This window comes from Euzebya rosea (assembly GCF_003073135.1).
Lineage (GTDB): Bacteria > Actinomycetota > Nitriliruptoria > Euzebyales > Euzebyaceae > Euzebya > Euzebya rosea.
Genome location: NZ_PGDQ01000003.1, coordinates 400137 through 416483, shown reverse-complemented (window position 1 = coordinate 416483; position 16347 = coordinate 400137). Strand labels below are relative to the sequence as shown.

The window sequence follows — 16347 nt, the reverse complement described above, 5'->3', positions numbered from 1 at the left end:
AGTGGGCGGCTGGAGGGGCCGGGTCAAGGGTTCCGCACTGGCCATGAGTACACCGACCATCGGGGCGGGTGGGGCGGCTGGTTCGACCGCACGGGGACCGGCATCCTCGGGTCTCCTGTCCCGTGGAGGGCCGCACGCCATGCGGTCTGGCCCCACGGGCCCCGGCCACCGAGCCGGAACCCGTCGCCGTACTTCCCCCCAAGTCGGTGGCGCCCCGACCCCCACCCCCCACACATGCTTCGTCACTTCACGACGTTCCTGCGCGCCTCGCTCGCAGCCACGTTGCTGCTGTCCGTGCTGGCGCTTCCCGCCCACGCCGACAGCGTCGTCAGGCGCTCCTTCGGGCCCGACCGCATCTCCACGGCCGTCGAGGCCAGCGAGAACTTCCGGGTTTCCGCCAACGATGCGCTCCTGGCAACCGCCTTCGCCTTTCCCGACGCCCTCACCGCTGGCGCCCTGGCCCATCGCATGGACGCACCCGTCCTGCTGACGGGTCGTGACGAGCTGCCGGCCATCGTCGCCGACGAGCTGGCGCGCCTCGGGGTCACGACCGTGTGGATCCTGGGCGGTGAGGGCGCGATCTCCGCCGAGGTCGAGCAGACCCTCACCGACATGGGCCTGCGAACCCGCCGCCTGGCCGGCACGAGCCGCTACGGCACCGCCCGCGAGATCGTCCGTGCTGCCGGGGCCTCCGCCACCGGCGAGGTCGTGCTGGCCCTCGGTGAGCACGACGACCCCGACCGGGCCTGGCCCGACGCCGTCGCCTCGGGCGCGCTGGCCGCCACGCCCGACCGGATCCCGACGGTGCTCACTCGCCCCGATGCACTCCCGGAGGAAACCGAGGACGCGCTGCGGATCATCGGCGCCACCGACGTGATCATCCTCGGCGACGACAGCGTCATCGATGACGGCGTCGAGTCGCACCTCAACATGCTGGGCTACGCGACCCGCCGCGTGACGGGTGACAACCGCTACGAGACCTCCGTTGCCCTGGCCAGCGACGCGCTGGCCCGCTTCGACTCCACCGAGCAGCCGGCGGTCTTCGCCTCCGGTCGGGCGTTCCCCGACGCCCTGTCGGCCGGGTCGCTGGCCGCCAGCCTGGGCGCCCCCCTGCTGCTGGTCCCGCCGACCGAGAAGCTGCCCGGCACCAGCGAGCGGTTCCTCCGCGACCACGCCGACCGGTTCTCCATGGGTGTCGTCGTCGGTGGCCCCGCGGCTGCTGACGAGTACGTCCTCGCCCAGCTCGACGCCGCGCTGCAGGGCCAGCCCTCCCCCACGCAGCCCGGCAGCGACGAGCCCGAGGCCGAGCCCGCCTCTGCGCCGCCTGCCGAGCAGCCCGCACCGGCTCCGGCTCCTGCCCCGGCCCGCGACCAGGACCAGGAGCAGGACGACCCCGACACCTTCGAGGGTGACGCGTCCTACTACGGCCCCGGGCTGAACGGCAACCCGACCGCCAACGGCGAGACGTTCGACATGTACGGCATGACCGCCGCGCACCGGACGCTGCCGTTCGACACGATCATCCGTGTCACGAACCTCAACAACGGCCACCAGGTCGACCTGCGGATCAACGACCGTGGACCCTACGCCGACGACCGTGTCCTGGACGTCTCCTACGGTGCGGCGCAGGAGCTGCAGATGATGGACGACGGCGTCGTCCCCGTGCGCGTCGAGGTCCTCTCCTACGGGTAGGGCCCGACCAGCGGCGGGCCGTTAGGCTCATCGCTCGATGAGCCACTCCCCCGACGTCCTGTGGACGCCGTCGACCGACCGGATCGACCGCGCCAACCTGACCGCCTTCGCCGACGACGCGCCCGTGGACCTGCCACGGGGGGCCAACGGCACCGTCGACGACCAGGCCCTGTGGCGCTGGTCGGTCGATGACCTGCCCGGCTTCTGGGCGCACGTGTGGCGCTGGTGCGGGGTGATCGCCAGCGAGCAGCCGACGACGATCATGGGCGACCCGGCGATGCCGGGCACGACCTGGTTCGAGGGTGCGCGGCTGAACTACGCCGAGAACCTGCTGCGCGGCGACCCCGACCGGCTGGCCGTCGTGTCGGCTGCCGAGGGTCGCGAGACCCGCCGGTTCACCGTCGGCGATCTCCGGCGCGACGTCGCCCGGGTGCAGGCGTCGCTGGTGGCGATGGGCGTCGGCAGTGGCGACCGGGTCTGCGGCTTCGTGCCGAACACCGTGGAGTCGCTCGTGGCCATGCTGGCCACGACGGCGCTGGGGGCCATCTGGTCCTCGACGTCCCCGGACTTCGGCGCGCAGGGGGTCGTCGACCGGTTCGCGCAGGTCGAGCCGTCCGTGCTCGTCGTCGCCGATGGGTACCGCTACGGCGGGCGCACCCACGGCCTCCAGGACAAGGTCGCCGACGTCGTGGCGGCCCTGCCCGGTCTGGCCCACCTCGTCGTCATCGACTTCGCCGGCGTCGGGCTGGCCGTCGACGGCCCGGCGGTGCACGGCTGGGACGACCTGCTCGCCGACGGCCCCGACGAGCCGGAGTTCGCGCAGGTCCCGGCCGACCATCCGCTGTTCGTCATGTACTCCTCCGGCACCACCGGGATTCCCAAGTCGATCGTGCACGGCCACGGCGGGACCCTCGTGAAGCACCTCGTCGAGCACCAGCTGGCCACCGACCTGCACCCCGGTGACACGCTGATGTGGTTCACCACGTGTGGGTGGATGATGTGGAACTGGCTGGTCTCCGCCCTGGCGAGCGAGGCCACGATCGTGCTGTACGACGGCAGCCCCACCCACCCCGATGCCGGCATGCTGTGGCGGCTTGCCGCGGAGGAGGGCGTCACCCATTTCGGGACCAGTCCGAAGTTCCTGGCGGCCAACGCGAGCCTGGGCCTGGTCCCCGGGCAGCAGGCCGACCTGTCGGCCCTCCAGGCGGTCCTGTCGACAGGTGCCCCGCTGAACCCCGAGCAGTTCGACTGGGTCTACGCCAACGTGTCCGACGACGTGACGCTCGCGTCCGTCAGCGGCGGCACCGACATCATCGGCTGCTTCGCCGGCGGCGTCCCGACCAAGCCGGTGCGCCGCGGGGAGCTGCAGGGCCTGGCCCTGGGCATGAAGGTCGAGGCCTGGGACGATCATGGCAGGCCGCTGCCACCGGGAGAGAAGGGGGAGCTCGTCTGCACGCTGCCGTTCCCGTCGATGCCGGTCGGCTTCTGGAACGACCCCGACGGCACCCGTTACCGCGAGGCCTACTTCGCCGAACATCCGGGGGTGTGGACCCACGGCGACTTCATCGAGCTGCGTCCCGAGGGTGGCGTGGTCATCCACGGCCGGTCCGACACGACGCTGAACCCCGGTGGCGTGCGGATCGGAACCGCGGAGATCTACCGGGCGATCGACCCGATGGGCGAGGTCGTCGACGCCATCGTCGTCGGCCGGACCCACGACGGGGACGTCGAGGTCATCCTGTGCGTCGTCCTTGCCGACGGGGTGACGCTGGACGAGGAGCTGATCGGCCGCATCCGACGGACGATCCGCACCACGGCGACCCCACGGCACGTCCCCGCCCACGTCTTCGCCGTGCCCGACATCCCGTACACGATCAGCGGCAAGAAGGTGGAGAAGGCGGTGCGACGGGTCATCGAGGGCGACCGGGTCGACAACACCGACGCGATGGCCAACCCGGAGGCACTCGAGGCCTTCCGGCACCTCTTCGACTGACGTCGCGTCCGGCCGCGTCGTCGGACGAACGGGAGAAGTTCCGGTATTCGGGAAGGAATCCGGCGTCGAGTCCAGAACTTGGACAGGAAGGGCCTGTTGTCCAGCGCCCGTCCGTCCGAGCCGCCGTACTCGAGGAGCTTCTCGCATCATGACCCGTCGCACGTCCACTGCCCTGCTCGCGCTCGTCGCGTTGCTGAGCATCGCCGCCATCAACCCGCTGCAGTACATCGATGCCTGGACCGCCGAGGCGCGCGCCCACGGCCACAAGCTGGGCTACGCCGCCTCCGCGGAGATCCCCACCGAGACGGTGAGTGACATCCCGTGTGTGAACGGGATGGCCGGCGAGTTCGCCTGCGACGGCATCGACCTGCTGTCGTTCATGCCCTCCAGCGAGTTCGGCGGGGTCATCGGTGACGCCGTGGCCAGCGCCGACGTGCTCGGGCTGATCTCCGGCAACTCCGACGTGTGGGGTTGGACCGATCCCGAGACCGGCGACGAGATCGCCATCATCGGCCACACCCAGGGCACCGCCTTCATCCGCGTGACCGACCCCCTCGACCCGGTGTACCTCGGCTCGGTGCCCAACACCGCCGCGGCCCAGCTGATCTGGCACGACATCAAGGTCATCGACAACTACGCACTGATCGTCTCGGAGTCCAACCCGCACGGCATCCAGGTCTTCGACATGACCATGCTGCGTGACATCCCCGACGCGATCGTTGCCCCCTCGCCGCTGCCGCTGACCAGCTTCTACGCGCTGAGCAACGCCCAGCACAACATCGTGGTCAACGAGGACGCCAAGATGGCCTACATCGTCGGCGGCAACACCGGCATCGTCGTGGGCGACGAGTGCAGCTCCGGCCTGAACATGGTCGACTTCTCCAACCCCCTCCTGCCGCTGCCCGCCGGGTGCTACGCCGGTGACGCCTACATCCACGACGCGCAGTGCCTGACCTACCCCGAGACCGGCGCACCCGACTCCGATGAGCACGGCGGCAAGCACATCTGCGCCAACTTCGCCGAGGACATCATCTCCATCGTCGACGTGACCGACCCGGCCAACCCGATCAAGCTGTCCGACGCCGAGTACAACGACGCCTACACCCACCAGGGCTGGTTCACCGAGGACTTCCGCTACATCCTCGCCAACGACGAGCTCGACGAGCAGGAGCTCGCGTCCGTCACCCACACGCGCACCCTCCTGGTCGACACCGCCGACCTCGACAACATCCAGGTCGTCACCGAGTTCCAGCGCGACGGGTCCGACGGCAACCCGGCCACGGTCTCCATCGACCACAACCTCTATACCCACGAGGGCCTCGTCTACCAGTCCAACTACGAGTCCGGCCTGCGGGTCATCGACACCGCTGGCCTGGACGAGGACGCCAACGACGACGGCAAGCCCGACTGGAACGAGGTTGCCTTCTTCGACACCTACCCGGCCGACGACGCCAACCCCGGTACGGAGTTCAACGGCACCTGGTCCAACTACCCCTACTTCGAGTCCGGCACGATCGTGGTGTCGGGCATCGGCGAGGGCATCTTCTTCCTGAAGCTGCAGGACGGCGTGGCCTCCGGCCAGTAGCGCACCCAGCGATCCAGACGACGCCCCCGGCGCCAGGCGGGGGCGTCGTCGTGTCCGGACCAGAAGTTCCCGCGCCGGGCAGGAATCCTGCAGTCGTCCGTCGAACCGGCCGGACATGACCCGTCGAACGTCATCCGTCCTGATCGCCCTCGTCGCCATCCTCGGGATCGCCGCCGCGAACCCCCTGGCCCTGCTCGACCAGCTGCTGGCCGAACAACGCGCCCACGTCCACAAGCCTGCCTACGCCGCGACCGCCGAGATCCCCACGGAGGTCACGACCGACGTGCCCTGTGACGGCGGCACCGCTGACGCCTTCGCGTGCGACAACGTCGACCTGCTGGCGTTCTGGCCGTCGGCGGACTTCGGTGGCGTCCTGTCCATGGACCCCTCCGGTCAGGTGTTCTCCGGCAACTCCGACGTGTGGGGCTGGACCGACGCCGAGACCGGGACCGAGATCGCCATGATCGGGCACGCGAACGGCACGGCGTTCTTCCGCGTCAACGACGGGACCGACGCCGAGTACCTCGGCAGCGTCGCCAACACCGCCGCCCAGCACGCGATCTGGCACGACATCAAGACCGTCAACGACCACGCGCTGATCGTCTCGGAGTCCGCGCCCAACCACGGCATGCAGGTCGTCGACCTGACCGCGCTGGTCGATGCCCCCGCCGTCCCGGCCGGCACCCCCCTGCTGCCCGACGCGATCTTCACCGGCTCCGGCAGCCAGCACAACGTCGTCACCAACGACGACACCGACTTCGCCTACATCGTCGGCGGCGGGCTGAAGCTGCGGACCCCGATCGGCAGCCTCGGCATCCGCTCGGAGTGCGACGGCGGCCTGTTCATGCTCGACATGGCCGACCCCCTGAACCCCGTCGACGCCGGGTGCTACGAGGGCGACGAGTACATCCACGACGCCCAATGCGTCACCTACGCCGGCCCCGACACCGCCTGGACCGGCCACGAGATCTGCGCGACGTTCTCCGAGGAGTACATGTCCTTCGTCGACGTGACCGACAAGGCCAACCCGCACCCGATCGGGCGGCTGCGCTACGACGACACCCAGTACACCCACCAGGGGTGGTTCACCGAGGACTTCCGCTACGTCCTGATGAACGACGAGCTCGACGAGATGCGCGCGGGCGCCGTCACCCACACCCGCACCCTCGTCATCGACGCCACGGACCTCGACGACCCCGTCCTGCACCACACGGCGATGCGCGACGGCACCGACGGCAACCCCGCGACCCCGGCCATCGACCACAACAACTACACCCACGAGGGCCTGGCCTTCCAGTCCAACTACACCGCCGGCCTGCGGGTGATCGACATGGGCGGGCTGGACGCCGCCACCCCCGTGTGGGACGAGGTCGCGTTCTTCGACACCTACCCGGCCTCCGACACCGCCACGTTCAACGGCACGTGGTCCAACTACCCGTACTTCGACTCCGGCGTCATCGTCGTCTCCGGCATCGGCGAGGGGATCTTCTTCCTGAAGCTTGACGATGCCGTGACCTCCACCATCGAGTAGCCACACCTGGGCAGGGGTAGGGTCCGCAGCGATGAGCTACGACCCCACCGAGAACATCCCCGCGGGCGCTGCCGGTGGCAGCGCCCCTGCCACCGTCGACCCCGACGGCTCCCCCACCGCGGCCACGCCGTCGGCCGGACTGGCCGACGGCCCGGCGACCCTGTCCCCCGCCGAGGTCGACGAGAACCGCGCCGACGACATCGCCTCCGGCAACGGCTGCGTGGTCGCCCTCCGGTTCCGCGACCCGCTGATGGCGCAAGAGGCCCTGCTGGCCGCCATCCGGCTGCGCACCAAGGGACGGCTCGGCCTGCAGGACGCCGCCATCGTCGCCAAGGAGTTCGGCGGCAGGGTCCGCATCCAGCAGACCAAGGACCTGGACACGATCCAGGGTGCCTCCAGCGGCCTGTGGCTCGGCGTGCTGGCTGGCCTGTTCGTGCCCGGTGGTGTGCTGATCGGCGGTGCCCTCGGGGCAGCCGTCGGTGGCCTGTGGGCCAAGCTGCGCGACATCGGCATCTCCGACAAGCGGATGAAGGAGCTCGGCGACGAGCTGCCGGAGGGCGAGGTCGCCCTGTTCATGCTGGTCGACGACGCCCACCGCTACCACGCGCTGGCCGAGCTGCGACGCTTCCCGGCGACGCTGTTCTACTCCACGCTGGGTGCGGCGGACCGTGCGTCGGTGACCGAGTCCCTTGCGTCGGGGATCGTGGACGAGGGCTTCTAGCCCTCGGCGTCCCCGTCGGAGGGGGTGGCCCGTCCGTCGTGGCGGGCCGCCAGCATGTCGAGGGACTGGTCGAGCATCCCGCCGAGCTGTCGGCGGGCCAGCAGCTTCAGCGCGATGGCCTGCACCGCCCCCCTCGGTCGCTGCCGCGAGGTGATGGTGACGTCGGTCCCGCCGTCGGCCGACGGCTCGAGGACGACCTCGACGGTGGTCTCGATGGCCACGGACGGTGCCGGACGCCCGTCGAGCTCCTCCGCGACGTGGCGCCACGCGAACCTGGTCGGCTGCTCGGCCGCCACGATCTCGGTGGTCACCGCCGACCGCTGGGACCCCCAGGATCCCAGCAGGACCCGGGTACCGGGTGCGGGCTCCTCCACCTCGTCACAGAAGGCGTACCACTCCGCGAACCGCTGGCCGTCGACGAGGTCGGGCCAGATGGCCTCGGGGGTCGCGTCGACGTGCCCGTTCCTGCTCACCTCGCGCACGGCTGTGGCTCCAGTCGGGGGGTCACGAGCCGGCGAGCGCGTCCAGCGCCCGCTGGGCCAGCTCCGGGCGGCAGATGATCAGGTCGGGAAGGTAGGGATCGGCCCGGTTGTAGGCCATCGGGCTGCCGTCGAGGCGCGAGACGTGCAATCCGGCCGCCAGGGCCACGACGGCCGGCGCGGCGCTGTCCCACTCGTACTGCCCGCCGGCGTGCACGTAGGCGTCGGCGACGCCGCGGACGACGGCCATCGCCTTGGCCCCGGCGCTGCCCATCGGCAGCAGCTCGCCCTCGAGCGCAGCGCGGACCTGCTCGGCCTGCACGGGCGGGCGGGTGCGGCTGACCACGATGCGCGGCGGGCCGTCCACCGCCGCGGGCAGCACCGGCGGATCGTCCGTGCCGAGGGTCAGCCCCATGGCGGGCAGGGCGACCGCACCGGCGGTCAGCTCCTGTCCGCGTTCCCAGAGCGCGACGTGCACCGCCCAGTCGTCGCGCGGTGGTTCGCCGAACTCACGCGTGCCGTCGACGGGATCGATGATCCACACCCGGTCCGCCGACAGCCGGACGTCGGTGTCGACGGCCTCCTCGCTCAGCACGGCGTCGTCGGGGAAGCAGTCGCGCAGCTGGGCCGCGATGAAGGCCTGCGATCCGGCGTCACCGGCGTCCTTCAGGGCCTGTCGTCGCGACACCGGGTCGGGATGGGCGTCGCGCATGCGCACCAGCAGCTCGCCGGCGTCGGTGGCGATGCGCCGCGCCTGGGCGTGGTCGGTCGGGGTGGCCATCGGTCAGTGTCCTCGAGCGGTGTGGGCGAGGACGGCGAGCGCGATGTTGTCCCCCGCACCCCCCTCCCCCGCAAGGTCGACGAGCGCACGCACGGCCGCCTCGGGTGCGAGGCCGGCCACCGTCGGGCCGATGGCGTCGAGCGTGGCGAAGTTGGTCAGGCCGTCGCTCGCCACGACGACGAGGTCGCCGTCGACGAGCTCGGTGACGGAGTGGTCGACGGAGCCCGCGACCTCCGGGGCGCTCAGCCGGTCGCCGAGGAAGCGGTGGCGGTCGCGTGTGACCTGGGTGGCCACGCCGTCCCGGACGACGATGACGGCGGAGTCCCCGACCCCGGTGGCCTCCACCGTCGCAGCGCCGTCGTCCCCGGCGGCGATCAGCGCCAGCACCATCGTGGACCGTGTGCCGCGGTTGGCACCGGTCAGCTGGCGTCGGACGGCCCGCATGTGTTCGTTGGCTGCGTGGAACGCCATGACCGCAGGACGCCTGTCCAGGCGTGGGGGCAGCGGGTCGGGCAGCGCGCGGAGCAGCCCGTCCACGAGCGCATGGCTGCCCTCGTGGCCGTTGTGGCCGTCGGCGACGACGAACGCCGTCACCCCGGCGTCGCGCACCATGGCCACCACGTCCTCGTTGGGGTCGACGTACTCGTAGCGCTTGGGGTGGGGACCGCGGGTGATCCCGATCGCCACGTCGTCGGCCGGCGTCAGGACCTCCACCACACCGACATCGGTGTGGTCGCGGCCCAGCAGGATGGCGTCCATGGCCCCGAAGGGTAGTTGCCGCCGCGAGAGGTGGAAGAATGCCGCCATGATCAAGTGGCTGGACGTCGGCGTCGAGGCAGAGGGGTTCGTCGCCATCGGCCAGCATGCCGTCGGCGTCATCGCGATCGGGCAGGTCGCCACGGGGGTCGTGGCCATCGGCCAGCTCGCCCGAGGGGTGATCGTCGTGGGGCAGCTGGCCGCCGGGCTCGTGGTGCTCGGCCAGCTGTCGCTCGGGGTGGCGTGGAGCGCCGGCATGGTCGGGATCGGGGCCACGTCGCCGGGCTGGCTCGTCTGGCCGCTCCTCGGCGGGTCGCGCGGCAGCCGCGTCGACCTCGTCAGCGGGCCCCGCCTGGTGGTCGGCATCGTGATCCTCGTCGGCCTCGCAGCGGCGTGGTGGCTGGGGGTCGGGCAGGAGCTCGTGGACGTGCTGCTCGGCGACGGCGGGATCCTGCGACCCGAACGGCAGCTTCGCTGACGACGCCCTCGGCTCGGTTCGGGTGGACGGGGCCGAGCGGGGCAGACTCGCGACATGGCACGTTCCCCCGACGACGACCCGAAGGCCCCCTCCCCTGCCCTTGGCAGCCGGGCAAGCCGTGCGGGAGACCTGGCGAAGTTCTCCGCCAACGCCGGCGTCGGCATGGTGGCCGCGCGCCTGCGACAGATGGCCGGCAACGACGATGCTGCCGACGCTTTCCACGGCCGCACCGCCCAGCAGGCCGCCGAGCTGCTCGGCTCGATGAAGGGGCTGGCCATGAAGATGGGGCAGATCGCCTCCTTCGTCGACGTCGACCTGCCCGAGGAGGTGCGCGACACCTACCGCGACCAGCTCGCTGCGCTCCAGGCGGCCGCCCCCGCCATGGACACGGCCGTGATCGCGGAGGTCATCGAGGAGCAGTACGGCGCCCCGCCGGAGGCGGTCTTCGCCAGCTGGGCCCCCGAGCCGATCGCCAGCGCGTCCATCGGCCAGGTCCACCGGGCGACCCTGCCCGACGGCACCGAGGTGATCACCAAGGTCCAGTACCCGGGGATCGCCGAGGCCATCGAGCACGACCTGGACAACGCCGAGGTGCTGGCCCCCCTCGTCAAGGTCGTCAGCCCCAACCTGCAGGTCAAGCCGTTGATGACGGAGCTGCGCGACCGGATGCGCGACGAGCTGGACTACCAGCGGGAGGCCCAGTACCAGCACGCGTTCGCCCAGCGATACGACGGCCATCCGTTCGTCCGCATCCCCGCGGTGCACGCCGACTGGTGCCGCCCCCGCGTCCTCGTCGCCGACTACGTCCGCGGCGCGTCGTTCGAGACGATGCTCCAGACCGCGACCGAGGAGGACAGGCAGCGCTACGCCGAGGCCATCTACCGGTTCTCCTTCGGGTCGCTGCACCGCTTCCGCCTGTTCAACGGCGACCCCCACCCGGGCAACTACCTGTTCCCGGGTGACGGCACGGTGGTGTTCGTGGACTTCGGAGCGGTCAAGGCGTTCAGCTCCGAGACCCGTTCGTTGATCCGCCGTCAGCTCGCGCCGCTGTGGGAGCAGGACCCCGCCGCGCTGATGGACGTCTTCGACGAGGCCGGCTTCTTCCCCGGCAGCCGGCCGGACCCCGAACGGCTGATGGAGTGGTTCCGCCTGTTCAACCGCCCGATCATCGACCACGACCCGTTCACCTACACCGCCGAGTTCGCCCGAGAGGTCATCACCGCGACGTCGGACCCCCGCGGCGGGTACCTCGACATGATCCGCAAGCTGAACCTGCCGCCGGACTACCTGGTGCTCAACCGGATCCAGTGGGGCGTGAACTCCATCCTGGCCATGCTGGGGGCGAGGAACCGGTGGCGATCGATCTCCGAGGAGTTCTGGTTCGGCGCGCCGCCGGCGACACCGATGGGCGAGGAGGAACGGCCGTTCATCGACGCGTCGCCGTACCTCGCATGATTCCTGCCCACCTCGAGGGCGATTTTCGGCGTGAGGGGTGTCCGACTCGCCCACGAGAACACGCACGATTCCGGGTCGGCGCAGGGTATCCTCAGGCCGATCAGGGGTCGCACGCCCTCTTGCGGTGTTGAGTTCCCCTCCGCAGGCTGCACACAATGCGACTCCGACGAGCCCCGGAAGGTCCGCCGATTCGATGAAGAAGTTCTTGTTCACAGCGCTGGCAGTGGCGCTGCTGGTCCCCGCCGTTCCAGGCGGAGCCCAGCTTCCGGTCGGGTCGACCCCGACCCCCACCCCGACGCCGACACCAACGGCAACGACCGCGGCCACGACCTCCACGACGCCCCAGCAGATCTACGCCGGTCGCACCTCGACCCGCGGCCTCGCCGTGACCATCGCCGGGCAGGGCCTGCGCGCGGGCGTGACGACCACCAACGTGGCGTCCGACACCACCGACACCTGCACCGGGCTGGCCTGCGCCACCGCTGCCGGTGCAGCGGAGCCCTTCGGTGAGACCGCAACGTCGACCACCCCCGGTGGCGAGCCCACCGCGTCGGTGGAGATCGCCAACCTCGACGCCTTCGCCGGCGCCCTGGACGGCGTGATCGGTGCGGCCACGGCCACGACCACCAGCGGTCCGACGGCCGACGGCACCGCCAACGGCCTGACCGTCGACGTCACCCTGACCCAGTCCGTGGTCAGCCAGCTCCCGGCCGAGCTGACCGGGGGCCTCAACGACGGCCTCGGCCAGATCGCCGACGCCCTGCAGCCCCTCGCCGACGGCGACCCGACCGGCATCATCGGCGGCGTCACCGACCAGCTGACCACGCTGCTGGACGACCTGGCGGCCGGCCCGCTGCTGCGCATACAGGGCGGGCAGTCGACCTCCAACTCGACCTTCGACGACGGCACGGTCAGCTCCACCGCGGCCACCGAGGGTGCGATCATCGTCCTCCTGCCGACGCCGGAGTCCACCCCGCTGCTGCCCGAGGGCCTCGCGGTCATCGAGGTCGGTCGCTCCACGGCCACCGCATCGGCTGACGGGACCAACCCGGCGACCGCCGACGCATCGGCGTCGATCGCCAAGATCACCCTGCTGCCCGGCATCCTCGACGCGCTGCCGGACATCGACCCGGGCGAGGCCGAGGGCCTGCCGCTGGAGGACCTCCTGGACCTCCTGCCGGAGGAGATCACCGACCTTCTGCCCGAGCCCATCACCGGCCTGCTGGGCGGCGGCGGCTCCGAGGAGCCCACCGCGACCCCGACGGCCACCACCTCCGAGGAGGGCGGTCCGACGGGTACGCCGATCGACGACATCCTCCCCCGGTCGATGTACATGCAGGCCGACGAGGACTCCGGCGGCTTCGTGATCAACCTGGAGACCGGCACGGAGACCACCTGCATCCTCGAGGACACTCCCCTCGAGACCTGCATCACCCTGGGCGGCACCAGCCAGACCTTCAGCGAGGACAACCTCGGTGTCGGCGTTCTGGCCGCCGGTGCCGACATCTCCCTGCTCCGCGCTGACGGGCAGGGCCAGGTCGAGGTCTCGCTGGCCCGTTCCGAGGCCGGTGCGGCTGCCGGGTTCACCCAGGTGACCCCGCCGACCCCCACCCCCACCCCGACCCCGCAGACCGGACTGCCCTCCACGGGCGGTGGCACCAGCTTCCTCGTGCCGGCCCTGATGCTCATGGGCATCGGTGGCACCGCGCTGTTCGGCCTCCGTCGCCGACGGGGCTGACCGCGCCAGCGACGCCACACCGCGAAACGATGACGACGACGGCCCGACGGGCCGTCGTCGTCGCGTGTGTGGGCCTCGTGGTGGCGTGCGGGGGCCCGTGGTCACCCGAGTCCCCGGACGCCCTCCTCGACGACCTGGAGGCCCGTGGGGCGGTGACGTGCACGAACAGGGTGGAGGTGGGCCCGCGGATCGTGACCTGCGCGGTGGACGGTTCGCCCGGCCAACCACCGCGGGGGGCTGACCTGACCGTGGGCCTGACCGACGACCCGGCGGCGGCCCTGCGGACGACACGCGGGCCGGGCGGCCCGTGGATCGTCGGTGAGGACTGGATCGTGATCGCCCACGACGACGACCTCGAGCGCCTCCGTGCCGTGCGCGATGCCCTCGGCCACGGCGACCTCTACGTCGACATCGACGAGGTCCCCGTCCGCGTCGACGACTGACCCCTGGTGCCCGGCAGTCCGGTCGTGCCGGTCGCCGGGGCCGACGTCGTGGCCGTCGCCATGGCTGAGCCGTCTCCGGCGCCGGCGCGAGGCAGTGACGCGTGTCGGATTCAGGGCCGCCCGTCGCGATCCCCCGACACGGGTCGACGGGGCCGGAACGGCGAAACCCCCGCCGGGGCGGGGGTTTCGATGGAGGCCCGAGCCGGAATCGAACCGGCGATAAGCGAGTTGCAGTCGCATGCCTTACCACTTGGCCATCGGGCCGTGATGGACGGGGAAGTGTGACACGACGCCGGGTGCGCTTCAAACACCCATGACGTCCGATCAGCCAGCAGCCTCCCGTCGACGGCGTACACGACCGACCGCGACCCACGTCGCCAGGAACCCGAGGCCGAACCCGGCGTTCATCCAGGCTGGCATGCGCTGACCCTTGATGGCCCAGCCGGCCACGATCGCCACCACCCCTGCCTCGAGGAGGAGGAACAGCGGAAGGTTGCGACGCCAGGCGATCCGCAGCAGGCCAGCGGTCGTCGGCACGGCCGCCACGTACCCGGCGGTCAGCAGCGCGGTGGAGGTGTCCATCGCCTCCGACCCTACCGACCCATCCCGTTTGCTGCGCCGGCCCGGCGCGGGGCACGATCCGCAGATGTACGACCGCGACCTCGCCGAGTTCCACGACGCCCACGCCGGCGAGCTGGCCCGCGAGGGGGCGTTGACCATGGTCGGCCACCTGCGGGCCGCCGGGTGGACGAGGGGCACGGTCGCCGACCTCGGGTGCGGCGGCGGCATCGCGGCGCGCGTGCTGGTCGACGCCGGCTTCGACGTGGTGGCCGTCGACCCCTCAGCCGCCATGCTGGCCATGACCCGTGACCGGGTGCCGGAGGCGACGACGGTCGAGGCGACCATGGCGTCGGTCGAGCTGCCCGACCGGCTGGTCGGCATCGTGGCGCTGGGAGAGGCCCTGGCCTACGACCTGACCATCGACCTGGACGAGGTACTGGAGGCCTTCCACGCGGCGCTGCGGCCCGGCGGGGTGGTGCTGCTGGACGTGCCCGGTCCCGGCCGGCACGGCGAGGACGAGGAGTCCACGCTGGTCCAGGACGGCGGCACCGTGTTCCTGTCGGTGCGGACGACGTCGGAGCGGTTCCGCACCACCCGACGGATCACCCTGTTCACGCGGAACGGTCGCGGCGGCAGCTACCGACGGCACGACGAGACCCACGAACTGCGGCTGTACCCGGCCCAGGACGTGCGCACCGGCCTCGCCCGTGCAGGGTTCGTCGCGGTCCGGCCGGTGGAGCGGTACGGCAGCTGTGCGATCGAGTTCGGCGAACACTGGCCCGCGTTCGTCGCCGCTCGCCCGTAGACGGGCCGTCCGGGTCCGCACACGACGAACGGCGGCCACCCAGTGGGTGACCGCCGTCGACGTTGGCTGACTGCTCGAGGTGTCCTAGAAGGACGGCAGCTCGACGCCGCACTCCTCGGAGACGTAGGCCGTGATCTCGTCCTGGTCGGCCTCGTCGGTGGAGTTGATGATGTCGGAGATCTCGTCCGGGGCGGCTGCCTCGGCCTCGGTGACCAGCTCCTCCACGCGGGCGGTCAGGGTCTCGATGTCGTCGGTCTCGCCTTCTGCGGCGCCGGCGATGGCGTCGTTGGCGAGGGTGACGAACTCTTCCATGATCTCGCAGAAGCGGGCCGCATCGCCTCCGCTCGTGCCGCTGCCGCCGCACGCGACGGCAAACATGGCCAGGGCGATGGCCATCGTGATCAAGCGCATGGCAAGGACCTTTCGGGGTGGGGGCTGGTGCATTGCGTCCGAGCACCATACGACGGATGGGCCCGGTCGGTCCCACACGGTAATCGCTCGGTCACCGGCCCGGGCGTGGCCATCGGGTCGCGTCCAGCGGGACCGGGGGGCTACGATCGGCCGCCTTGCGGGCCGGTAGCTCAATGGTCAGAGCAGTCGACTCATAATCGATTGGTTGCGGGTTCGAGCCCCGCCCGGCCCACGCGGACCGCTCGCTGGCGCTCGCGAGGTGTCCTGTGGCTTCGCCACGGACGTCCGCGTGGGCTTCGCCCAGCCGTCACCCGCTTCGCTCGGACCGTTCGGGCCACGGAGGCCAAGCCCTGACTCGACAGTCCCTGGTGTGTTCGGGTGTGTTCGGGTGTGTTCGGGTGTGTTCGGGTGTGTTCGGGTGTGGGGGTTGTGTTCTGGGGTCGGGCGTGTCGTAGTGGGGGCAGGTCGTCCGTTCGAGTCGAAGGGCATGTCATGCGTCGGATGTTCGTGGTGTTCCTCCTCCTGCTGGTCGTCGCGTGTGGCTCCTCCGATGGGGCCGACGAGCCCAGCCCTGCTGGCGGTGACGACCCGGCGGCCGCCGGGGAGGGGGAGGTGACCCTGTCGATCGTCGACTTCGCCTTCGGTGACGTGGGCCCCGTGCCCGCCGGCAGCACGGTCCGGGTGGTCAACGGCGACGACGCGACCCACACGTGGACCGCAGCCGACGGCACGTTCGACTCGGGCCGGATCGATGCTGGCGGGGAGTTCTCGACCACGGTCGACGTGCCCGGCGAGTACGCGTTCGTGTGCAGCATCCACCCGTCGATGACCGGCACCCTCGTCGTCACCGAATGACGCTCGCCGCCCTACCGGCCCTGCCCGATGGGCCCGACCGGTAGGGTGAGGGGCCCGATCCGC

The 16347-nt window shown here is 71.2% G+C and carries 16 protein-coding genes and 2 tRNA genes; 12 read left to right on the top strand and 6 right to left on the bottom strand.

The window, feature by feature from the left end:
• Positions 1 to 234: 234 nt before the first annotated feature.
• The 5 genes from CUC05_RS04880 (at position 235) to CUC05_RS04860 (ending at position 7522) form a co-directional block, all read left to right on the top strand.
• Positions 235 to 1692: a septal ring lytic transglycosylase RlpA family protein gene (locus CUC05_RS04880; RefSeq protein WP_108664937.1), complete on the top strand. Its 1458-nt coding sequence runs from the start codon at positions 235 to 237 to the stop codon at positions 1690 to 1692.
• Between the two features lie 37 nt (positions 1693 to 1729).
• Positions 1730 to 3685 (top strand): acetoacetate--CoA ligase, encoded by a 1956-nt coding sequence (locus tag CUC05_RS04875; RefSeq protein ID WP_108664936.1) that lies wholly within the window; start codon positions 1730 to 1732, stop codon positions 3683 to 3685.
• A gap of 148 nt (positions 3686 to 3833) precedes the next feature.
• Entirely contained in the window at positions 3834 to 5270 is a 1437-nt protein-coding gene (locus CUC05_RS04870) for a choice-of-anchor B family protein (protein WP_108664935.1), read from the top strand.
• Between the two features lie 115 nt (positions 5271 to 5385).
• On the top strand, positions 5386 to 6801 hold the full coding sequence (locus CUC05_RS04865; protein ID WP_108664934.1) for a choice-of-anchor B family protein: 1416 nt from the start codon (positions 5386 to 5388) through the stop codon (positions 6799 to 6801).
• A 31-nt stretch (positions 6802 to 6832) separates the two neighbouring features.
• Positions 6833 to 7522, top strand: coding sequence for a DUF1269 domain-containing protein (locus CUC05_RS04860; protein WP_108664933.1), 690 nt, complete (start codon positions 6833 to 6835; stop codon positions 7520 to 7522).
• Here the strand turns inward: CUC05_RS04860 and CUC05_RS04855 are convergent.
• From CUC05_RS04855 to CUC05_RS24470, 3 genes are read right to left on the bottom strand one after another with little or no spacing between them, the layout of a single operon-like run.
• Positions 7519 to 8004: an SRPBCC family protein gene (locus tag CUC05_RS04855; RefSeq protein ID WP_108664932.1), complete on the bottom strand. Its 486-nt coding sequence runs from the start codon at positions 8002 to 8004 to the stop codon at positions 7519 to 7521. The two genes, CUC05_RS04860 and CUC05_RS04855, sit on opposite strands and share 4 nt — an antisense overlap.
• A gap of 22 nt (positions 8005 to 8026) precedes the next feature.
• Entirely contained in the window at positions 8027 to 8782 is a 756-nt protein-coding gene (locus CUC05_RS04850; RefSeq protein ID WP_108664931.1) for a 3'(2'),5'-bisphosphate nucleotidase CysQ, read from the bottom strand.
• 3 nt (positions 8783 to 8785) lie between these two features.
• On the bottom strand, positions 8786 to 9541 hold the full coding sequence (locus tag CUC05_RS24470; protein ID WP_157965213.1) for a PP2C family protein-serine/threonine phosphatase: 756 nt from the start codon (positions 9539 to 9541) through the stop codon (positions 8786 to 8788).
• Positions 9542 to 9587: 46 nt separating this feature from the next.
• Here CUC05_RS24470 and CUC05_RS24465 point away from each other — a divergent pair, with 46 nt between their 5' ends.
• The 4 genes from CUC05_RS24465 to CUC05_RS04830 all read left to right on the top strand — a co-directional run bounded on the left by CUC05_RS24465 (position 9588) and on the right by CUC05_RS04830 (position 13652).
• A complete protein-coding gene (locus CUC05_RS24465) occupies positions 9588 to 10016 on the top strand; it encodes a hypothetical protein (protein ID WP_157965212.1) in 429 nt (142 codons plus the stop codon).
• Between the two features lie 54 nt (positions 10017 to 10070).
• Positions 10071 to 11471: an ABC1 kinase family protein gene (locus tag CUC05_RS04840; protein ID WP_108664929.1), complete on the top strand. Its 1401-nt coding sequence runs from the start codon at positions 10071 to 10073 to the stop codon at positions 11469 to 11471.
• A 193-nt stretch (positions 11472 to 11664) separates the two neighbouring features.
• Entirely contained in the window at positions 11665 to 13209 is a 1545-nt protein-coding gene (locus CUC05_RS04835) for an LPXTG cell wall anchor domain-containing protein (RefSeq protein ID WP_108664928.1), read from the top strand.
• A gap of 29 nt (positions 13210 to 13238) precedes the next feature.
• On the top strand, positions 13239 to 13652 hold the full coding sequence (locus CUC05_RS04830; protein ID WP_108664927.1) for a hypothetical protein: 414 nt from the start codon (positions 13239 to 13241) through the stop codon (positions 13650 to 13652).
• Between the two features lie 190 nt (positions 13653 to 13842).
• On the opposite strand, the gene CUC05_RS04825 is transcribed toward CUC05_RS04830, so the two are convergent.
• Positions 13843 to 13916, bottom strand: a tRNA-Cys gene (locus CUC05_RS04825).
• 60 nt (positions 13917 to 13976) lie between these two features.
• Positions 13977 to 14234, bottom strand: a complete 258-nt coding sequence (locus CUC05_RS24460; protein ID WP_157965211.1) for a hypothetical protein — start codon at positions 14232 to 14234, stop codon at positions 13977 to 13979.
• A 64-nt stretch (positions 14235 to 14298) separates the two neighbouring features.
• On the opposite strand from CUC05_RS24460, the gene CUC05_RS04820 reads away from it, so the two are divergent.
• Entirely contained in the window at positions 14299 to 15018 is a 720-nt protein-coding gene (locus tag CUC05_RS04820; RefSeq protein WP_157965210.1) for a class I SAM-dependent DNA methyltransferase, read from the top strand.
• A gap of 84 nt (positions 15019 to 15102) precedes the next feature.
• On the opposite strand, the gene CUC05_RS04815 is transcribed toward CUC05_RS04820, so the two are convergent.
• Positions 15103 to 15429 (bottom strand): hypothetical protein, encoded by a 327-nt coding sequence (locus CUC05_RS04815; protein WP_108664925.1) that lies wholly within the window; start codon positions 15427 to 15429, stop codon positions 15103 to 15105.
• Positions 15430 to 15588: 159 nt separating this feature from the next.
• Here CUC05_RS04815 and CUC05_RS04810 point away from each other — a divergent pair.
• Together CUC05_RS04810 and CUC05_RS04805 are read left to right on the top strand one after the other, a co-directional pair.
• Positions 15589 to 15661 (top strand) — tRNA-Ile (locus CUC05_RS04810).
• 260 nt (positions 15662 to 15921) lie between these two features.
• Complete coding sequence (locus tag CUC05_RS04805) at positions 15922 to 16284, top strand: cupredoxin domain-containing protein (RefSeq protein WP_108664924.1); 363 nt, start codon at positions 15922 to 15924, stop codon at positions 16282 to 16284.
• The last annotated feature ends 63 nt before the right edge of the window (positions 16285 to 16347 follow it).

Excerpts from the sequence above, each read along its gene's own strand:
- CUC05_RS24465 (WP_157965212.1), top strand. The coding sequence starts at position 9,588 with ATGATCAAGTGGCTGGACGTCGGCGTCGAGGCAGAGGGGTTCGTCGCC.
- CUC05_RS04820 (WP_157965210.1), top strand. The coding sequence starts at position 14,299 with ATGTACGACCGCGACCTCGCCGAGTTCCACGACGCCCACGCCGGCGAG.
- CUC05_RS24460 (WP_157965211.1), bottom strand. The coding sequence starts at position 14,234 with ATGGACACCTCCACCGCGCTGCTGACCGCCGGGTACGTGGCGGCCGTG.
- CUC05_RS24470 (WP_157965213.1), bottom strand. The coding sequence starts at position 9,541 with ATGGACGCCATCCTGCTGGGCCGCGACCACACCGATGTCGGTGTGGTG.
- CUC05_RS04805 (WP_108664924.1), top strand. The coding sequence starts at position 15,922 with ATGCGTCGGATGTTCGTGGTGTTCCTCCTCCTGCTGGTCGTCGCGTGT.
- CUC05_RS04850 (WP_108664931.1), bottom strand. The coding sequence starts at position 8,782 with ATGGCCACCCCGACCGACCACGCCCAGGCGCGGCGCATCGCCACCGAC.
- CUC05_RS04840 (WP_108664929.1), top strand. The coding sequence starts at position 10,071 with ATGGCACGTTCCCCCGACGACGACCCGAAGGCCCCCTCCCCTGCCCTT.
- CUC05_RS04865 (WP_108664934.1), top strand. The coding sequence starts at position 5,386 with ATGACCCGTCGAACGTCATCCGTCCTGATCGCCCTCGTCGCCATCCTC.
- CUC05_RS04860 (WP_108664933.1), top strand. The coding sequence starts at position 6,833 with ATGAGCTACGACCCCACCGAGAACATCCCCGCGGGCGCTGCCGGTGGC.
- CUC05_RS04830 (WP_108664927.1), top strand. The coding sequence starts at position 13,239 with ATGACGACGACGGCCCGACGGGCCGTCGTCGTCGCGTGTGTGGGCCTC.
- CUC05_RS04870 (WP_108664935.1), top strand. The coding sequence starts at position 3,834 with ATGACCCGTCGCACGTCCACTGCCCTGCTCGCGCTCGTCGCGTTGCTG.
- CUC05_RS04875 (WP_108664936.1), top strand. The coding sequence starts at position 1,730 with ATGAGCCACTCCCCCGACGTCCTGTGGACGCCGTCGACCGACCGGATC.
- CUC05_RS04880 (WP_108664937.1), top strand. The coding sequence starts at position 235 with ATGCTTCGTCACTTCACGACGTTCCTGCGCGCCTCGCTCGCAGCCACG.
- CUC05_RS04815 (WP_108664925.1), bottom strand. The coding sequence starts at position 15,429 with ATGCGCTTGATCACGATGGCCATCGCCCTGGCCATGTTTGCCGTCGCG.
- CUC05_RS04835 (WP_108664928.1), top strand. The coding sequence starts at position 11,665 with ATGAAGAAGTTCTTGTTCACAGCGCTGGCAGTGGCGCTGCTGGTCCCC.